This is a genomic window from Streptomyces sp. NPDC051563 (genome assembly GCF_044454225.1).
Classification (GTDB): Bacteria; Actinomycetota; Actinomycetes; order Streptomycetales; family Streptomycetaceae; genus Streptomyces.
In genome coordinates this window covers 64,290-83,361 of sequence record NZ_JBITDL010000020.1, presented here as the reverse complement: position 1 = coordinate 83,361, position 19,072 = coordinate 64,290, and the positions used below count along the sequence as shown (strand labels likewise).

10 protein-coding genes are annotated in these 19,072 nt (G+C 74.8%); 1 reads left to right on the top strand and 9 read right to left on the bottom strand.

The window, feature by feature from the left end:
• Positions 1–37 precede the first annotated feature (37 nt).
• The 9 genes from ACIA8F_RS24245 to ACIA8F_RS24205 form a co-directional block, all read right to left on the bottom strand.
• Positions 38–1,513: a condensation domain-containing protein gene (locus tag ACIA8F_RS24245; protein ID WP_399381738.1), complete on the bottom strand. Its 1,476-nt coding sequence runs from the start codon at positions 1,511–1,513 to the stop codon at positions 38–40.
• Positions 1,510–1,866, bottom strand: a complete 357-nt coding sequence (locus tag ACIA8F_RS24240) for a phosphopantetheine-binding protein (RefSeq protein ID WP_399381737.1) — start codon at positions 1,864–1,866, stop codon at positions 1,510–1,512. The genes ACIA8F_RS24245 and ACIA8F_RS24240 overlap by 4 nt, the downstream gene beginning before the upstream one ends.
• Positions 1,863–2,087, bottom strand: coding sequence for an MbtH family protein (locus ACIA8F_RS24235; RefSeq protein ID WP_399381736.1), 225 nt, complete (start codon positions 2,085–2,087; stop codon positions 1,863–1,865). Before ACIA8F_RS24235 ends, ACIA8F_RS24240 begins: the two co-directional genes overlap by 4 nt.
• Complete coding sequence (locus tag ACIA8F_RS24230) at positions 2,084–5,203, bottom strand: amino acid adenylation domain-containing protein (RefSeq protein ID WP_399381734.1); 3,120 nt, start codon at positions 5,201–5,203, stop codon at positions 2,084–2,086. Before ACIA8F_RS24230 ends, ACIA8F_RS24235 begins: the two co-directional genes overlap by 4 nt.
• Positions 5,200–6,810: a class I adenylate-forming enzyme family protein gene (locus tag ACIA8F_RS24225; protein WP_399381732.1), complete on the bottom strand. Its 1,611-nt coding sequence runs from the start codon at positions 6,808–6,810 to the stop codon at positions 5,200–5,202. Before ACIA8F_RS24225 ends, ACIA8F_RS24230 begins: the two co-directional genes overlap by 4 nt.
• Entirely contained in the window at positions 6,807–12,509 is a 5,703-nt protein-coding gene (locus ACIA8F_RS24220) for an amino acid adenylation domain-containing protein (protein WP_399381731.1), read from the bottom strand. The genes ACIA8F_RS24225 and ACIA8F_RS24220 overlap by 4 nt, the downstream gene beginning before the upstream one ends.
• Positions 12,506–15,763, bottom strand: a complete 3,258-nt coding sequence (locus ACIA8F_RS24215; RefSeq protein WP_399381729.1) for an amino acid adenylation domain-containing protein — start codon at positions 15,761–15,763, stop codon at positions 12,506–12,508. The genes ACIA8F_RS24220 and ACIA8F_RS24215 overlap by 4 nt, the downstream gene beginning before the upstream one ends.
• A 486-nt stretch (positions 15,764–16,249) precedes the next feature.
• Positions 16,250–17,548, bottom strand: coding sequence for a DUF6357 family protein (locus ACIA8F_RS24210; RefSeq protein ID WP_399381728.1), 1,299 nt, complete (start codon positions 17,546–17,548; stop codon positions 16,250–16,252).
• 74 nt (positions 17,549–17,622) lie between these two features.
• Complete coding sequence (locus ACIA8F_RS24205) at positions 17,623–18,288, bottom strand: DUF6357 family protein (RefSeq protein ID WP_399381726.1); 666 nt, start codon at positions 18,286–18,288, stop codon at positions 17,623–17,625.
• 282 nt (positions 18,289–18,570) lie between these two features.
• Between ACIA8F_RS24205 and ACIA8F_RS24200 the strand changes: the two genes are divergently transcribed.
• On the top strand, positions 18,571–18,987 hold the full coding sequence (locus ACIA8F_RS24200) for a hypothetical protein (protein ID WP_399381725.1): 417 nt from the start codon (positions 18,571–18,573) through the stop codon (positions 18,985–18,987).
• The last annotated feature ends 85 nt before the right edge of the window (positions 18,988–19,072 follow it).

Here is a 19,072-nt window from a genome sequence, read left to right as displayed (position 1 = left end):
TCGGCGTGGGCTACCGGCCGGGGTACGCGCCCCCCGTTCACCGGCCGGCCTCCGGTCCCGCCAGGAGCCCCGCCAGCCCGGAGAGCGGAGGCGGGGCGCCGGCGGCTGACGCGACGACCACCTCCTCGATGCCCCGGAGGTGGGCGTGGATCGCGTCCGGCGGCAGGTAGGCGGTGTCGGCGGTGAGGGTGACGGTCAGCTCGGCCGCGTCACCGGTCAGATGGAGGCAGTACCGGCAGGCCACCCGCTCCTGCGTCGCCGGGAAGTCCAGGACGGTGCGGCGGCGCAGCTCGGCGAGCTCCTGCACGCAGGGGGCCGGGACGGCCGCCGCCGCCCGGTCCACGAGGCGCATGTCATTGAAGCAGCAGTACGGATGGACCTCGGTGCCCCGCTCACGCGCCGCCCGCTCCAGCAGTGCGTCCCAGGCGACCGGATCGTAGGCGGCGGCCCGGTAGCCGGCCAGTGCGGCGGGCCACGCCCCGGCCAGCACATCGGTGAAGACCGCCTTGCCGGACGGGTCTTCGGGCAGCTCCAGAACGAACAACGCGTCCTGCGACAGCGTACTGACCAAGGTCCGCTGCCCCTCGGCGGCCCGATTTCCCGCGATCGGCATCACCGCGGCGGCCCGGTGCCCCTGCCCGGCCGCGACCAGGGCCGCCGCCGCGGTCAGCAGCACCGTGGAGCCGCTCACCCCGTGGGCCGACGCCACCGCGTCCACGGCGCGCGGCAGCGCCGCCGACACCAGCCGGCCCGTCCAGAACCGGGGCCGCAGCGGCTCCGCCGCCCGCTGCGCGAACATCGTCGGCGGTACCAGCGCCAGCCCGCGCTCCCAGTGCGCCAGCGAGGCCTCGCTCGTACGCCGCCCGGCCGGACCGTGCTGGTGCCGGGCCAGGTCCAGCGGGGTCTGAGCACAGGCCGGACCGGCCTGCCCACGACGCACCAGCAGCCGCAGGTCCCGTTCGAGGACCTCCGCCGCGTGCCCGTCGGCCGCCAGATGACACAGGGCGAGCACCGCGTGGGTGATCCGGCCGTCGCTGCGGACCGCGCCCAGCCGTACCGGCCACTCCCGCGCATACCCGAACCGGCGCCCGGACAGCTCCGCCAGCAGCCCCGCGGCGGTCCTCCCGGCCTGCTCCGGGTCGGGCTCGTCCCGGACGACGAGTTCCACCCGTCCTGCCGCGTGGAGCTGCTGCGCCGGCTCGCCGCCGGTGTCCACCACCCGCGTCCGCAGCGCCTCGTGCCGCGACATCAGGGAGCCGATCGCCGTACACAGGCGCTCGGTGTCCACCGGTACGCCCCGGTCGGCGAGGGGCAGGACCCGGCCCAGGTTGAAGTAGTGGTCGTTGGGGGCCGTCCTGCCGATCGCGTGCCAGATCGCGCGCTGGCCCCAGGTGAGCGGCGCCTCACCCGACCGCCCCGCGCCGAAGGGGACGTCGAGGACCTCGTCCCTGGTCCGAGCGGCTCCGCGGGGAGCCCGGCGCCCCGGCGCCGCACCCGTGGCCGCGGGGCTCACGGCGCCGGCTCCGCCGCCAGGGGGACCGCCCCCAGCCGCACCAGGCGTTCCGCCAGCCCGCGCAGCCCCTCGGTGTACAGGGTGCGGTCGCCCAGGTCGACGAAGACGCCGTACGCGCCCTCCGCGGCATCCACCAGACGCAGCAGCGAGAGCGAACTGACGCCGAGGTCGGTCAGCGGCGCGGTGGAGTCCAGCAGTTCCCGCACGCCCAGCAGCCCGTCGGTGGACCGTGATACGAGCCCGGCCAGCTCCCCGAGCAGGGCTCCCGCGGCGTCCTCGGGGGCGTCCCGCGACGGGTCCTCGTACGACGGGGCGCCCGGCGGCAGCGGACGTGCGCCTCCCGCCCCGCTCATCGGGTCTCCGCAGGACCGGCGCCGTGCCCGGCCGCCAGGCGGCGGCGCAGGCTGAGCGGACGGATGTCGGGCCAGACCCGGTCGACGTGGGCGACGCACTCCTCCTCGGTCCCGGCGAAGCCCTCGGACCGCCAGCCGTCGGGCAGCGGCGCGCCCTGGGGCCAGAGGGCGTGCTGCTCCTCGTCGTTGACGACGACGGCGTAGCGGATCTCGTTGCTCAACTCTGCTCCTCGTGCAGGGCACGGACGACGTCGGCGATGTCGCGTGCGGTGGGTGTGTCGAAGAACGCGTCCAGCGGGACGACCGCCCCGAGGCGCTGGTGGATGCGGGCGGCGATCGCCGTGATGATCAGGGAGTGGCCGCCCAGGTCGAAGAGGTCCTCGTCCGGTGTGAGGTCGTCGAGTTCCAGGACCTCGCGCCAGATCGCGAGCACGGCGGCGCCGACCGCGTCGAGCTCCTCGTCCTGCGACGGGGCCGCCGCCGGTTCGGGACGCAGGGACGCCGGCTCTGGCAGGGCGGCACGGTCCAGCTTCCCGTTGGGAGTCAGTGGAAAGGCGTCCAGGACCACGTAGGCCCCCGGGAGCACGGGCTCGGGGAGCAGGCCTGCGAGGAAGGCGCGCAGTTCGTCCGGCTGCGGAGCCGCGCCGGACGGGACGACGTAAGCGGTGAGGCGGCGGTCGGTCTCCGGCCCGTGCAGGACGGCCGCCGCCTGGGCGACTGCGGGGTGCCCGGCCAGACGGGACTCGATCTCGCCCAGTTCGATCCGGTGGCCCCGCAGCTTCACCTGCCCGTCCGAGCGGCCGAGGAACTCCAGGACCCCGCCGGGACCGCGCCGCACCAGATCCCCGGTCCGGTACATGCGGCTGCCGGGCGGCCCGTAGGGATCGGGCAGGAACCGGGCCGCGGTCAGGCCCGGCCGGCCCCGGTAGCCGTGCGCGACCCCGGCGCCGCCCAGGAACAGCTCGCCGGAGATCCCGTACGGTACCGGGCCGGCGTCGCGGCCGAGCACGTACGCACGGGTGTTGGCGAGCGGCGACCCGAGGCCGATGGAGCCGTCGGGGCCCAGGGCGGGCTCGGCGAGGGTGGACCAGACGGTGGTCTCGGTGGGGCCGTACACGTTGACCAGCCGCCCGGTCGCGGCCGTCAGCCGCGCAGCCAGACCGGCGGGCAGGGCCTCGCCCCCCGTGAGTGCGGTCGCAACGGGGGCGGCGGCTTCGAGGCCCGCGTCCAGCAGGAGGCGCCAGCCGCTGGGTGTGGCCTGCACGTGGGTGACCCTCTCCCGGCCGATCAGGCCGACCAGCGCCGGCCCGTCGCGGTGGGAGCCCTCGGGAACCAGGACGACGCGCCCACCGGTCGTCAGGGGCAGCAGCAGTTCGACGGCGGAGATGTCGAACGACAGGGAGGTCAGGCCCAGCCAGCGGTCCTGCGGGCCGGAGCCGAGCTGCTCGGCGAGGCTGCCGAGGAGGTTCCCGAGGGCGGAATGCGGCACCTCGACGCCCTTGGGCAGTCCGGTGGAGCCCGAGGTGTAGAGCACGTACGCGGGGAGGGCGGCATCGGGCACCGGGAGGGCCGGCACGGTGACACCGGCCCGCGGCGCGAGGTCCGCCGGTGTCAGGTCGCCGGACTCCCGTGCCGTGCGGGTGACACACAGCGTGAGGTCCGCGTCGGCGCGGACGAAGGCCAGCCGCTCCGCCGGGTAGTCGGGGTCGAGCGGCAGGTAGGCCGCCCCGGCGGCGAGCGTGCCGAGGACGGCGACGAGCTGGTCCAGGCCCCGCGGCAGCCCGATCCCGACGAGCGAGCCGGGCCCGGCACCGTGCCGGACGAGCCCCGCCGCGGCGTGCGCGACCCGGCCCGCCAGTTCGGCGTACGTGAGCCGCTCGCCGTCCGAGACGACGGCGACCGCGTCCGGGCGCTCCCGCACCTGGGCGGCGAGGAGTCCGGGAACGGTGCGTGCGGTGAGCTCCGGGCGCGGGGCGGGAGCGGCGAGCTGGACGCGCAGCTCGTCCTCGTCGAGCAGGGGAAGGTCGCCCAGCGGGGTCGTGGGGTCGGCGAGGGCCGCATCGAGCAGCCGCGTCCAGTGGCCCACGATCCTGCGTACGGCAGCCGGAGGCAGGCACCCGCCGCCCTGCGCGTCCGCGTCCGGGCCGCCCGGCCCGGCAGCGCGCCCGAAGGGCGCCCCGGTGCGGAACTGGGCGCTGCCGTGGATCTCGTTCCCGTTGTCGACGAGTTGCAGGTGCAGGAGGTTGCGGACGGCGCCGGGGAAGCCGATCCAGCGCACCTCGGCGGTCACCGCCCCGAAGTCCGGCGCGGACACCGCGGACCGCCGCCGGTAACTCACCGACAGCGGGGTCAGCGCGGTCCGCGGGGTGAGGCCCCGGACGGCCTGACCCAGGGGGACGGAGCGGTGCGGGTACAGGGCGCGCAGCTCGCCCCGCACCGCGCGCACCCATTCCTCGAAGGGCAGCCGGACCGGCTGGCCCTCGTCTACGGGCCCGACGCGCAGGGGCAGTTCGTTGACGGCCGCTCCGATGCCCACCGCAGCGCCCGGAGGCCGCAGGGAAAGTTCCACCGAGGTCGCCGGGGCAGGGTCCCCGTACCGAACGAGCAGTGCCTGCCAGGAGGCGAGGAGCAGTTCGAAACGGGTGACGCCGAGTGTGCGGGCCGCCTCCGCGAGCGCGTCGCAGTGCCCGGCACCGAGCCGGAAGGACACCTCGGAGCCGGGCGCCGCCACCAGACCCCCGTCCGCGGGCGGCGCGAGGTACGGCAGGAGCGGCGGGCCCGGCGCGTACCCGCGCTCCGCCCAGTACGCGCGGGCGGCGGCGAGCGCCTCCGGTCCGGGCGCGTCCCCGGGGACGGCGGGCGCCGGTGGCAGGGGCTCACCCCGGTAGGCGGCGGCCAGATCGGAGACGAGCCGGTCCTTGGACTCGCCGTCGAAGGCGAGGTGGTGCACGACGGCCAGCAGCACGTGCCGCTCGGGGCCGGTACGGAACAGGGTGAAGCGGCAGAGGGGGCCGGCCTCGGCGTCGAACGGGGCCGCCAGCTCCCGGGCCATGGCCGCGTCCAGTGCCTGCGGTGCGCAGTTCGCGCGCCGCAGGGCCGGTGCCCCGCAGGAGCGGACGGAGCCGTCCGGTCCCGGCCGGGTCGCCAGTGCGGGGTGGTGCGCGGCCACCGCCCGGCAGGCCAGATCGAGCGCCCCGGCGTCGAGCGGCCCGGCGAGGTCGAGGGTGACGGCCAAGTGGTAGGCGGCTCCGGTGTCGAGCATGCGCTCTGTGAGCCAGATGCCGTGCTGGGCAGGGCTGAGCCGGTCCGGGCCGGGCCGGGTCATGGGGTGGTTCACGGTGTGGCCTCGCGGGGGTCGGGGGTGAGGATCCGGCGCAGATCCCGCTTGAGGACCTTGCCGCCCTCATTGCGGGGGAGCGCGTCGAGGAAGACGATCGGGGAGGGGAGTTCGTGGGGGGACAGCAGGCCGAGCAGGAAGGCCCGCACGGCGCTCGCGGTCAGCCGGTCGCGGTCCCCACCGCTGCCCACCGGGTCGGTGCCGCGCGGCACCACGGCGGCGGCGACCACGCTCCCCAGGACGGGATGCGGGACGCCGACCGCGGCAGCGTCCACCACGTCCGGGTGGGCGTGCAGGGCGTTCTCGACCTGGAGCGTGGAGACCTTGTGGCCACCGGACTTGACGACGTCGCGCTCACGGTCGACCAGATGGAGGAAACCGTCCTCGTCGACCCGGCCGAGGTCGCCCATCCGGGTCCAGCCGCCGTGGAACACCTCCACGTCTGCGCCCCCCAGATAGGCGCGCGGGGCGGTGGGGGAGCGCAGCCAGAGCTCGCCGGTCCCACCGGGCGGCACCGGGCGTCCCGCACCGTCCGTGACGCGCAGATCGGTCAGCGACGCGGGCCGGCCCGGGGACTGCGGGCGGGCCGCGTCGAACAGCAGCGTGACCTGGGCGGGGGCGGCCTCCGTGGAGGTGTAGTAGTTGACGATCTGGGCCGGGGCGAACGCCCGGCTCAGATCGAGCGCGACCTGCTGCGGCAGGGCCGCCGCCGTCGACCCCACCAGGCGTACGGTGTCAAGGCCTCCGGCGTCCGCGGCCGACGCCAGGGCCGGTGAGCCGAGGAGTTCGATCGCCATGGCGGGGACCACGAAGACGCTGCCGACGCCGTGCTCGGCGACCGCCCGCAGGAACCTCGCCGGAGTGAACTGCGGCGCGGTGACACAGGTCGCCTCCGCGTTCAGGGCGTTGACGAGCATGGTCTGGCCCGCGTTGCTGCCGACGGGAAAGGCGTGCAGAAAGGTACGGGAGTGGCGCAGCGGGCGGCGCCGCTCGTCGCGCGTGCAGCCGTGCACCAGGTTGGCGTGCGCCGCCACGACCCCCTTGGGGGCCCCGGTCGTGCCCGAGGTGTAGAGGATCTGGGCCGGGGCCGAAGGGCCGGGCGCGGCCGGGTCGGGGAGGGCCTGGTGCGGGGACGCCCCGTCCTCGACGAGGGCCTGGTGCGGGGACGCCCCGTCCTCGACGAGGGCCCGCACGCCGGGCGGGACCCCCGCCGGCAGCCCGGGGCCCGCGGACACCACGAGGCGTGCCCCCGCGTCCGCGAAGACGTGCCTCGTGCCGGCGGGCGACGTCCGGTCGGAGAGCGGTACGGCGACGCCGCCGGCCCGCAGGACGGCGAGGAACGCCACCGCGTACTGCGTCCAGGACTCCGTGCCGAACCACAGCACCACCCGGTCCCCGGCGGCCAGCCCGGCCTGTCGCAGCGCTCCGGCCAAGGCCCCGCTGCGGTCCTGCCAGTCGGCGAAGCCCAGCCGGGCCTGCCCGTTGACGATCGCCGTACGCTCCCCGTGCGCGGCGGCCCGGTGGGCGAGCAGTTCCGGCAGGGTTCCGGGCGGCGCAGGGGCGGGCCCTGCCGGGCCGCGTCCGGCCCCGGGGCGTCGGCGGATCACGCGGCGCCCGCCTTCGCCCGCCGGTCCGCGGCGGCCCGGGCCCGCTCCCGCAGGCCGAGCAGGTCGTCCGGTTCCGCGTCGGGCACGTCGCGGTCGAAACGGGACAGTGACGGCAGTCGCAGGCCGAGGGCGACCAGCCCGGCCATCGCGAGCCCGAACAGCACGTACATCAAGGCGATGCCGCGGCCGGGTCCGGTGCCGATGAGCGGCCCGAAGACCGGGGCGAGGGCGCCGCCCGGCTCCATCATCGGGCCGAAGAAGGCGGAGCCGAGCGGAGCGACGACCCCGTGGCCCAGCGGGAGGGTGGACCAGGCGATCAGCGTGTTGAGGGCGAACACCCGCCCGTGGAACCGCTGCGGCACCTTCGTCTGGACGATCGTCGCGTAGATCCCGTTGACGAGGGCGAGGGCGAACGACATCCCGAAGGCGCCGAGGGCCACCACCCACAGATTGGCGCGCAGTCCGGTGACGGCGCCCGCCAGGGCCAGGAGCCCCGCGAGGGCGAGCATGCCGCGCATCCGCTGCCGCCGCGGACCGCCCCAGAAACCCATGGTCACCCCGCCCAGGAGGGCCCCGGCGCCGCCCGCGACCGCCACGCGGGCCGCTCCGCCGAGGTCGTCGAAGGCGAGGACCAGCGGGGTGGTGAGGAGGAAGAGCGGCGAGAGGAAGATGTTGAGCCCCGCGAACCACAGCAGCATGGAACGGAAGCCGCGGCGCCGCCACGCGTGCGCGAAGCCGTTGCGGATCTCCGCGACGAGGGACTCGCGCCGGGTCCAGGGCAGCGTGCGCGGGAACCGGACCGCTGCCAGGACCCCTATGGCCAGCACGTAACTGATCACGTCGATGACGAGGATGCCGCGCAGGCCGATGGCCGCCATCAGGGCGACGGCTGCCAGGGGCACCACGAACTGTGCGGTTCCGAAGGCGAGTTGCACGATGCCGTTGGCGTGCCCCAGATAGCGCTTGGGAACCAGTTGCGGCACCGCCGAGGAGTAGGCGAGCCGCTGGAAGGTCAGTGAGACGGACAGCACGCCGAGCAGGACGTACACCTCCCACGACCGCAGCTGGCCGGTCAGCAGCAGGACGAGCAGCCCCGCCTGGGTGGCGCCGGCCGCGATGTCGCCCGCGAGCATCACCCGGCGCCGGTCCATCCGGTCCACGAGCGCCCCCGCGAGCGGTCCGACGAGGATGCCGGGGAGCATGGCGACGACCGCGTACAGCGCGTACCGGGCCATCGACCCGGTCTCCAGGAGGATCCAGATCGGCAGGGCGAACTCGGTGAGCGCGGACCCGATGATGGACGCGAGCTGGCCGCCGGCCACCAGCAGGAACCGCCCCATGCCGGGCTGGGGGCCCGCGCCCCGGTCCGCTCCCGCACCTGCGTCCGCGCCCGCTTCCCCACCCGTGTCCGGGCCGGCAGCGGCTGACGGGACCGGACCGGGGTCGCCCCCCGGGCGGGCGCCCTCCGGTGCCGGCCGGCCGCCGGCGGGGCCGGTCTCGCCGTGGAACCACCAGGAGTTCTCCGGGTCCGCCACCGGCAGCGCCCCGGTCGTGCCGTCCAGGACGGCACGGTGGACGCTCGTGACGGCCTCCGCGACCTCGGCCGCCCGGTAGGAGATGAAGAAGTGCCCGCCCTCGTCCAGCACCGCCACCGCGGAGCGTTCGGCCAGCAGCAGCCACTCGCGGTAGCGCTCCTGGTAGAAGTCGGCGGCCGGATCCCGGTCGCCGACCAGCGAGACCAGCGGAGCCCGCAGCCGCGGCGCCCCGTCGGCCACCTCCCCGATGACCCGGGTGAACCAGTCCTCCGCGGCCCTGGTGTCCCGGCGCATGTTGCCGATCACGAACCGCACCTGCTCCTCGTCGAGCTCGGAGGTGTCGACGCCCATACCGGTCAGCCAGTTGGCGTACGTCCGGTCGCCGACCAGCGGTTCCAGCGAGGCGACCTTCCCGAGTGCGGTCAGCACACGGCTGCGCGGCTTCGCGAAGGGGTACTGGGCTCCCGCGTACACGCCCTCCAGCTCCCGCCCGGACGCCTCCAGGGACCGGGCGACCGCGACCGCGAGCGCCGTGCCGACGGCGCAGTGTCCGTAGACCACCAGCGGGCCCTCCACCTGCTCCTGGACCTCCGCCGCGATACCGGCAGCGAGCTCGTCGAAGGAGAGCCGTTCCTCGGTGACGCCGAGGTCGTGCCCGGGGATGGCGACGGCCCACAGCTCGGTGTCGGGCGGCAGCGCGTCGGCGACGGGCTGGTACACGACGGCGCTGCCGCCCCCGTACGGCACGCACACGAGGGTGAGCCGCCGCCGCTGGGCGGGGACTGCGCGGGTGAGGCGGTGCAGCAGGGAGCGGGGCCCGCGCTCCCGCTCGTCGCGCACGGCGACGGCGGCGAGCTCGCGGACGGTCCGCTGGGTGAACAGGTCCATCACGCTGATCGGCCTGGCCCCGGCCTCCGTCAGCCGTCTGCGGGCCTTCGCCACCACCTGGGTCGCGAGGAGCGAATGACCGCCGAGATCGAAGAAGTCCTCGTCGGCGCCCACCCGAGGCAGGCCCAGGACCTCCGCCCAGATCTCGGCGAGCAGGACCTCGGCCGGGGTCTGCGGCTCGGCGGCCCCGGTCGCCCGGTGGACGGCCGGCGCCGGAAGGGCCCGCCGGTCCAGCTTGCCGTTCGGGGTGAGCGGCAGCGCGGGCACCACGGTGTAGGCCGTCGGCACCTGGTGGTCGGGCAGGCTCCGGCGCAGCGTGGCGCGCAGCGCCGACGGATCGGGTTCCTCGGCGCCCTCGGCGGCCACCAGGTAGCCCACGAGACGGCCGCCGCCGGGCCGGTCCTCGTCCAGGACGACCGCGGCATCGGCGATCCCCGGCTGGGCGCGGAGCGCCGCCTCGGTCTCGCCGGGCTCGATCCGCAGCCCGCGCAGCTTGATCTGCTGGTCGATCCGGCCGAGGTGTTCGAGCATGCCGTCCGGGCGCCGACGCGCCAGGTCGCCGGTCCGGTACAGCCGGGCCCCGGGCGGTCCGTACGGGTCGGGCACGAAGCGCGCGGCGGTCAGTCCCGGCCGCCGGTGGTAGCCCAGGGCCACGGCGGTCCCGCCGATGTGGAGTTCTCCCGGGGCGCCGGGCGGCACCGGGCGCAGCCGCTCGTCGAGCACGTACAGGCGCGTGTTGTCGACGGGGAGACCGATCGGCACGGTCTCCATCGGCCCCGTGCACTCCCAGGCCGAGACGTCCACCGCGGCCTCGGTCGGACCGTACAGATTGGCCAGGGAGGTACCGGGCAGCCGCGCGATGAGCTCGCGGGCGGTGTCCGGAGGCAGTGCCTCGCCGCTGCACACCACGCGCCGCAGCCCCGTGCAGTCCTCCAGGCCCTCCTCGGTCAGGAACGTGGTGAGCATGGTCGGCACGAAGTGGGCGACGGTCACCCCCGCGGACACGATGAGGTCGCGCAGGTAGCCGCTGTCCCGTTGGCCGCCGGGCTTGGCGAGGACGATCCGTGCCCCGGCGGTCAGCGGCCAGAAGAACTCCCAGACCGAGACGTCGAACCCGGTCGGAGTCTTCTGCAGGACCGCGTCACCGGGACCGATGCGATACCGGTCCTGCATCCACTGGATGCGGTTGGCGATGCCCCGGTGGGTGTTGGGCACTCCCTTGGGGCGGCCGGTCGAGCCGGAGGTGTAGATGAGGTACGCGGTGTCCTGCGGCCGCGGACCGGCGGGCAGCTCGCGGGCGCGCGGCCACTCGGCGGGATCGTCGAGGAGCAGGACGCGGGCGCTGCAGCCGTCGGGGGTGACGAGGCCGCGCTGCGTGAGCAGGATCCTGGCGTCGCTGTCGGCGAGCAGGAAGGCCAGGCGCTCGGCCGGATAGTCCGGTTCGAGCGGGGTGTACGCGGCTCCGGTGCGCAGCACCCCGAGGAGCCCGGCGACGAGTTCCGGTGAGCGCTCGGCGCTCACGGCAACCAGGTCGCCGGGGCCGATGCCCTCCGCGGCGAGCCGGCCCGCGATCCGGTCGGCCAGGTCGGCCAGGGCGCGGTAGGTCAGGGCGGGCCGGTCTTCGACGGCTACCGCGACGGCCTGCGGGGTCAGGGCGGCCTGCCGGTCGAAGAGCGCGGTCAAGGTCGTGGCCGGCCGTTCGGCGGTGGTGTCGTTGAACCGATCCACCTCGAACGCCCGCTCCTCGTCGGTGAGGAGGCTCAGGCCGGAGAGGGGAAGGCCGGGGTCTGCGGCCACGGCGTCGAGCAGCCGTCCGAGGTGGGCCGCGAGCGCGGCGACGTCCTCCTCGGCGAACAGGTCCGTGTTGTAGTTGAAGGAGCCGCGCAGCCCCTGCGGCCACTCCTGGAGGAACAGCTCGACGTCGAACCGGGTGCCGCTCGCCCGCACCCCGAACGGCGCGACCTCGAAGGGGAGTTCGAGATCGGCTCCGTCGCGCTGGACGGCGTAGTTCTGCACGGCGAGGACGGCCTGGAAGACCGGGGGCCGCGAGACGTCCCTGGGCACCTTGAGCTCGCTCACCAACTGGGCGAACGGCAGCTCCTGGTGGGCGTACGCGTCGAGGCAGGTCTCGCGGGTGCGGCCGATCAGTTCGGCGAAGGTCGGGTCCCCGCCGAGCCGCGCCGGAAGCGCGAGCACGTTCACGAACATGCCCACCAGCGGCTCCAGTTCCGCCTCCGGACGGCCGGCGACCGGTGAGCCGACGGCGAAGTCGTGGCGCCCGGCGTACCGGGACAGTGCCGCCTGGAACGCGGCCAGAAGCACCATGTGGAGGGTGGCGTTGTGCCGGTCGCCGAGGGCGGCCAGCCGGTCGAGCAGCACCCGGTCCACGGAGAAGGCATAGCCGGCGCCCTCGAACGTCTGCCGGGGTGGCCGCGGCCGCGAGAACGACAGCTCCAGCGGCTCGATCCCCGCGAGCTCGCGCCCCCAGTGCGCGAGCTCCCCGGCCAGCCGCTCCCCGCTCAGCCGCTCGCGCTGCCACAGGGCGAAGTCGCCGTACTGCACCGGGAGCTCCGGCAGCGGGTCCGGCGTGCCTGCCACCCGGGCCGCGTAGCTCCGCAGGACCTCCCCGAGCAGTACCTCGCTCGACCAGCCGTCGCTCACACTGTGGTGGACGAGCAGCAGGAGGACGTGGTCGTCGTCGGCGAGCCGCACCAGCACGGCCCGGAACAGCGGCCCCTCCTCCAGATCGAACGGCGCCGCGGCGGCCTCGTCAACGATCCTCTCGGCGCCGGCCTCGTCGGCCGCGTCCACCAGGGCGAACGCCGCCGGGCCCGGCGGATCGACCACGAGCAGGGGGCGTCCGTCCTCGGTCGCCGGGTAGCGCGAACGCAGCGTCTCGTGGCGGGCGACGCTCGCGCCGAGTGCGGCCCGGAGGGCATCGGCGTCCAGCGGACCGCGCAGGCGCCGCACGACGGGGATGTTGTACGCGGAGGTCCCGGGCGCGAACTGCTCCATGAACCACAGGCGTTCCTGAGCGAAGGACAGCGGAACGGGAACTCCCGGGGCCCGCCGCGGGATGGCGGCCGACCGCTTCGCCCGAGACGCCAGCCGCCGCCGAAGCAGCTCCCGCTTGGCGCCGGACAGAGCGGGCGCGGCAGAGTCGGCCGCCCCCGGAGGGAGGGGGCCGGGGGTGCGGGACGACCCGGGCGCGGGCGCGGCCTCCGGGGCCGGGTCGGCCGCGGTCGTGGTGTCGGTGTCGGTGTCGGTGTCGCTCATGACGTCGGTCGGTTTCCTTCCAGGGCGTCCTGCGCGGCCAGGAGTTCGACTGCGTCGGCCTCGGACAGGACGTCGATCTCGGCGGCCAGGGCGGCTTCGACGGCCTCGGCGAAGGCGGCCACCGTGCGGTGGGTGAACAGGACGCGAAGCGGTACGGCCACGTCGATGGCGGCGCGGACGCGGGCGATGACCCGGGTGGCGAGGAGGGAGTGCCCGCCCAGGGCGAAGAAGTCGTCGTGTGCGCCGATGCCGTCCACCCCGAGCACCTCGCCCCAGACTTCGGCGACGAGCTCCTCGCCCTCAGTGCGCGGCGGTTCGAACCGAGCCCGGGCCCCGGCCGCGACGTCGGGAGCCGGCAGTGCGGCACGGTCGAGCTTCCCGTTCGGGAAGAGCGGCAGCGCGTCCAGCAGGACGAAGGCATGGGGAACCGCGTGCGGCGGCAGGACGGCGGCGAGAGCGCCGTGCAGGGAGACCGGGTCCGGAGCGGGACCGTCCGGCGCGGGGACCACGTACGCGACGAGGACGTCCCCGCGCACGGTCACGACCGCCCGCCCGACACCCGGCAGCGCGAGGAGCGCGGCCTCCACCTCCCCGGGCTCCACCCGGTAGCCGCGCACCTTGACCTGGTCGTCGATGCGCCCGAGGAACTCCAGTGCCCCGTCGGACCGGCGGCGCACGAGGTCGCCCGTCCGGTAGCGGCGGGCGCCGGGGGGCCCGTCGGGGTCGGGCACGAACGCACGGGCGGTCGCGCCGGGCCTGCCCAGGTAGCCGTCGGCCACCCCGGCACCGCCGATGGCGAGCTCACCGGGGGTACCGGGGGGCACCCGGCCGCCGTGCCGGTCGAGGACCGCGACGGTGGTCGCGCCGATCGGACGCCCGATCGGGGGACGGGTGACACCGTCCTGGTCGCCGAGGTCCGCCGTGGTCGCGATGATCGTCGTCTCGGTGGGCCCGTAGGAGTTGACCAGCCGCACCCGGTCGCCGAACCGCCTTCTCCAGGCCGCCACGGCGTGCGGCTGGACCTGGTCGGCGCCCAGGACGAGCAGGCGCAGCCGGTCCGGCCAGGGCGTCTCGTCGAGGTCGGCGACGAGGTGGTGCCAGTACGGCGTGGGCAGGTCGAGCACGGTGACATCCGCGGCGTACGGCTCGGCCAGCTGGTCGGGAAGGGTGGCGCCGGGCCGGGCGGTGACGAGTACCGCGCCCGTGGCCAGCGCCGGGAACAGCTCCTCGGCGCTGGTGTCGAAGGACAGCGTCGCGTACTGCAGCACCCGGTCCTGTGGGGTGAGGCCGTACCCCTCGCGCATCCAGGCGACCCTCGCGGCGAGCGCCCGGTGCGGCACCAGCACGCCCTTCGGGGTGCCCGTCGACCCGGACGTGTAGATGAGGTAGGCCGGGTCCTCGGGCCCGGGCCCGGCCGGCGGCTCCGGCGGGGTCCCGGTCATCGGCAACGCCGGGCCGGGCAGCGGGGACAGGATCCGCAGCCCGGCGGGCAGCTCGGCGGGGAAGCCGTCGGGCAGGGTTCCGTCGGGGGTGAGGAGCAGCCGGGCACCGCTGTCCCGCAGCATGAAGTCGAGCCGGGAAGCGGGGTACGAAGGGTCGAGCGGGAGGTAGCCCGCGCCCAGCCGCCACACCGCGAGCATCGCGACGACGGCCTCCGGCCCCCGGGGAAGGCAGAGCGCGACCAGGTCGCCGCGGACGACGCCGTGCGCGGTCAACCGGGCGGCGAGCCTTCGGGAGGCGTCGGCGAGGGCGCCGCGCGTGAGGGCCTCGTCGGGCCCGAGGACGGCGAGGGCGCCCGGTGCCTCGGCGGCCGCCGTGTCGATGGCGCGGAGCACGGTCGAGGGCGCGGATCCGGCGAGGTCCGGACCTCGGGATCCGTCCGCAAGGAGCCGGAGCTGGTCCGCGTCGAGGAGCGGCAGCCGGTGGACCGCAGTCTGGGGGGACGAGAGCGCGGCCCGCAGGAACACCTCGAAGCGGGACGCGAACGCGGCGGCCGTGCCGGCGTGCAGCAGGTCGGTTCGGTAGCCGAAGACGGCGTGCAGGTCGTCCCCCTCGGGCCGGATGTCCAGACCGAGTTCGAATTTGGCGGCGGTGTGCCCGCCATCGGTCTCGGCGCACCGCAGACCGGCGAAGTCCTCCTCGCCGAGCGCGCCGCCCCCGTGCGTGTGGACCGTCAGCAGCGTCTGGAAGACGGGCGTGCGCCCCGTATCGCGCTCGGGCCGCAGCGCCTCCGTGAGCCGCTCGAAGGGGATGCGCCGGTGGGTGAGCGCGCGCAGCCAGTCCGAGCGGGTCCTGCGCAGCACCTCCGTGAAGGTGGGGGCTCCGGCGAAGCCGGCCCGCAGCACGAGAGCGGAGGAGTAGTAGCCGATCGTCCCCTCGCTCTCCACGGTGTCCCGTGCGGCGGTGGGGACGCCCACGCAGAAGTCGTCCTGCCCGGTGCTCCGGTGCAGCACGCTCATGTACGCGGCGGCCAGCACCATGAACGGCGTGACGCGGTGGGCGCGCGCGAAGCCGTCCAGGGCGGGCCGGATCCCGCCCAGGACCTGGGTGTGGTAAGCGCCGCGACTGCTCGGCACGGCCGGCCGGGGCAGATCGAGCGGCAACTCCAACGCGGGCGCACCGGCCAGGTGTTCGCGCCAGTACGCCAGTGCGGCGGCGGCTTCGGGACCTTCGAGCCAGGCACGCTCGGCGGCGGCGTGCGCCCGATAGGAGGGCACGGGGGAGAGGGCCGGGTCGCGTCCCTCCTTGTAGGCCGCGTAGTGGTCGGAAAGTTCGGCCCGGAGCAGCCCGAGCGACCAGCCGTCCGCGACGATGTGGTGGAGGACGAGGCAGAGCAGGTGTTCCTCCTCGCCGGTCCGCAGCAGCGCCGCCCGGACCAGCGGTCCGACGCCGAGGACGAACTCCCCGTTGACGAGCCGGCCCAGCACCCCGGCGAGCTCCCGCGTGCCGAGGCCGCGCAGATCGCGCTGGTCGAGGCGGACGGTCGCACTCTCGTCGACGACCGCCGACGGCCGCCCGTCCTCGGCGGGAAACCGCGTGCGCAGCGCCTCGTGCCGGGCGACGACACCGTCGAGGGCCCGCTCCAGCACCGCGGCATCGAGTTCACCGCGGAGCCGCAGCACGTACGGGATGTTGTACGCCGGGTCACCGGGCTCCAACTGGTCGAGGAACCAGAGCCGTTCCTGTCCCACGGACAGCACCCCGGTGTTCGCCCCCACGCCGTCGGCCGGCGGCTCGGCCCCCGAGGTCACCATAAGAGAACTCCTGTTCGATGTGCGGCACGCGGCTCCTGAGGGCGTCGTGCGGAGGGAGACCGGGCGTACCCAGACGAACGGTTCCGGACGTGAAGAGAGGGGTGCCCGAGGGGTTGAAGGGCCTCGTGGTGCGATCGCCGCGATGGCACCGATGCTAGGGAGCCGCTCAACCCTCGGTCAATGGTCTGGACCATCTGATCGCATCGAAGTGGCCGACGAATCCACGGTCATCCCAGCTGAGAACCCTGGAGAACCGACACCTCGTCGCCCAGCCGTTCGCCGTCCTGGCAACGCAGGTCCCCCGACCGGCGCCCACCCGCGCGTAGCCGCCGGCCGCCACGGACCCGTCGTGGCGGCGGCGTTGCCCACTCGAACCATGGCCGGATCCGCGCGCCGGCCACCACGCGCGGGCTGCAGGGGAAGGTGGCTGGGGAGCCCAGCGGTGACGGCGGTCCGTCGTGGGTGTGGTCAGTGTGCACGAGCTCGTCAGGGAGCGGTCCCCAGACGGGACCGGGCGTCGCGGCGGCGCAGGGCGCGCTCGAACTCCGCGACGTCCGCCATCCAGGGCCCGTACCCGTCGAGTGCGGCGCAGCCGCCGCGGACGAAGGCGTTGACCAGCTTCCGGTACCCGCCGAGCCCGTCGACCAGGGTGTACTCGACGCGGTACTCCGGATCCGCACCGCCCCGGCCGGCGCGGAGGGTCGTGATCCGGGCCAGGGAGTCCGCGTAGAAGTGGAGCTGGATCCCCTCGCCCATCCGCTCGTCCTCGATGGTGAACACCTCGTTGCCCCGGGTGGAGCGGTCGGCGACGAAGTCCCAGAACTCCGCGGCGGCCGTGCGCGGATCCGAGGACTGCCACTTCCTCTCGACCTCCTTGTCGTCGGTGAACGACAGGGCCGTCTTCCCGCCGCTGCCGCGGGAGTCGCCGCGACGGTCGGCGCTCTCCCCGCCCCCCTCGTCGCCCTCCAGGGGAGCGTTCCTGGAGCGGTCGACGGCCTCGGTGCACATCAGCAGGCTCACGGTGCGCACCGCGTCGTCGGCGAGTCCGGAGTGCGCACGGCGCAGGGCCGCTTCGACCGTCGCCCTTACGCGGTCCCGGTCGCCCCGGTCCACGGCGTTCCTTCCCCGTCGCGGATCGCGGCCGATGCGCATGCCGGCGCACGCCTGTTCCGCGGTGGCGACCACACGCATGACCTCGGGCAGCAGTGCCGGGTCGACGGCGTCGGGTCTCCGCCGGGGAACCGTCGCGCCGTGCAGGTAGCGATTCGTGTACGCGAGGAGCGCGGCGTCGAGGGGGGACAGCACCGTGCCCCGTTCGGCGCGGCGGCGATTCGCGCGGTACTCCTGGGCGCGGTTGCCGTCCGACACCTCCGTCGCCGTGCGCATCGCCGCGCACACCCGGCCCTGCTCCAGCAGGTCGGTGTCGGCTCCGTGGGCGATGAGCCGGTAACGGTCCCACCGGACGTGCCGGAAGAGCGCGTCGACGTCCGCGGGCGCGGCGAGGAGCACCGGGTCCAGGAGTGCGACGGCGGCGGCCTCGTCCAGCGGGCCCCGGGTTCCGGCGTCCTCGCACAGCGGAAGGACCGCGCTCCACAGCAGGAGGTGCCTGGCCAGGTCCCCCCGGATCACCGCGGCATGGGCCTCGGTGACCCGGAAGGTGAAGGTGCGGGGGTCGTGGTTGTCGTCGGCGCCGGCGCCGAGCATCAGCTTCAGCGCGCCGTCCTCACGGACCACGCTCGGGATCCAGCCGCAGCGGCGGCTGAAGACGGTGTCGGTGTTCCTCACGGGCTACTCCTCTCCGGAGCGGCGCCGGTCGGCAGCGCGGCGCCGGTGCGGGCGCGCAGCTCCGTACCGCTCGTTCACGTCCAACGGGCGAATTCGGCGTCGAGTCGGGCGTCGGTACGCACCCAGACCTCGCCCTCGGCGGCCCCGGTCGGCGCGTCGACCCGTTCGAGGCCGAGGAGCGAGATCAGTTCGAGCAGTTCGGCCCGGTCGGCCCGGTCATCGGCGGCACCGTGCGAGTCGAAGAAGACGTAGAACTGGTCGCTCGGGTCCACGCAGCCCGAATCCGCCCAGATCCGGGCGACTTCCTCGACCATCGCCGCTTCCGTCGTGAAGGCGGCGGCGCGGGCGGCGCCGCGCGCCTCCGGTGGGGCGTCCAGGCCGGCGGGGTCGGAGAACCACTGGCCGAAGCGGTCGAGGCCGGCGTGGCCGTTCTCGAAGAACAGCATCGCGCTCGGAAGGTAGCGATTCCCGCGGTCGACCCGGAGGAACTCCGCCCGGGGCCGATCCGACTCCGTGCCTTCGCCCTTGACGCGGGAGATAACACCTTCCCGGGGCATGATCACCAGACTCTGCCCCGACGACGCGTCCTCGATGGTGAAGGTGTCGGATTCCCGGGTGCGGAAGAACTCGGAGAACGCCAGATACGCCTCCTGGGGATCCCCCACGGAAACCTGCCGGCCACTGCCGTCTCCCGAGCCGAAGACGAACTGCTTGGGTCCGGGGCTGTAAGGGCGAGCCATTTGCCTCACACGTCCTTTGTTCGCGTCTGCCGGCGCCGCCAGCCTAGCCGAACAGGAATCCGATGGAACCTGCCCCTCCGGGGCATCCACCGTCCATCCGCGTGCGCCGGGAACCTCGAGGTTGCCTTCGCGTTCGCGGTACCGGAATGCGGCCTCGATGCCCCGGCGAACCTCGCACCGGGCTGGGGCGGGCCGAAGTACAGCTGTGCCCGGAGGTTGAAGTATCGGTCCCCTCCCCGTCGGCCCGCTGAATCTTCTTTTCGCCGGGCGGGTGTTGAGGCGATGGCGGGGTACACGCTTGAGGACCCGGAACGACCTGTGCAGATAGCCGGGGATCCGGCCGCCGAGACCGACATCAAGACCTACACCCCAGGAGACGCAGCCGTGAAGCAGCAGACCGCCGAGAAGGCCACCCTGATCGCCGACCAGATCCGCGAGAAGGCGGGACAGGCAGCCCAGTTGGTGCGGGACAACGCACCCGACCCTGTCCTGGACAAGACCTCCCAGGCCGCGGCGCAGGTGTGGGAGAGCGCAACCCGCGCCGGGCAGTACGCGGTGGACAAGACCCCCGAGTCGCTGCTGGAGAAGGCCGAAACCGCCGCCACGATCGCGCGCGTCAACCGCACCCCGCTTCTCATCGCGGGCGCCGTGGTGCTCGCGCTGGTGCTGGTTCGTCGCCGTCGGGCACGCCGCCAGTAGGGCCATCCAAGCGTGCCTGCGGCGGGCACCGGACGCATCGGTCGTCAGGATGGCGAGGGTTCCCACCGAATGGTGGGAACCCTCG

Coding starts and splice junctions, on each gene's coding strand:
- ACIA8F_RS24200 (WP_399381725.1), top strand. CDS start 18,571: ATGGCGGGGTACACGCTTGAGGACCCGGAACGACCTGTGCAGATAGCC.
- ACIA8F_RS24215 (WP_399381729.1), bottom strand. CDS start 15,763: ATGGTGACCTCGGGGGCCGAGCCGCCGGCCGACGGCGTGGGGGCGAAC.
- ACIA8F_RS24205 (WP_399381726.1), bottom strand. CDS start 18,288: ATGGCTCGCCCTTACAGCCCCGGACCCAAGCAGTTCGTCTTCGGCTCG.
- ACIA8F_RS24220 (WP_399381731.1), bottom strand. CDS start 12,509: ATGAGCGACACCGACACCGACACCGACACCACGACCGCGGCCGACCCG.
- ACIA8F_RS24240 (WP_399381737.1), bottom strand. CDS start 1,866: ATGAGCGGGGCGGGAGGCGCACGTCCGCTGCCGCCGGGCGCCCCGTCG.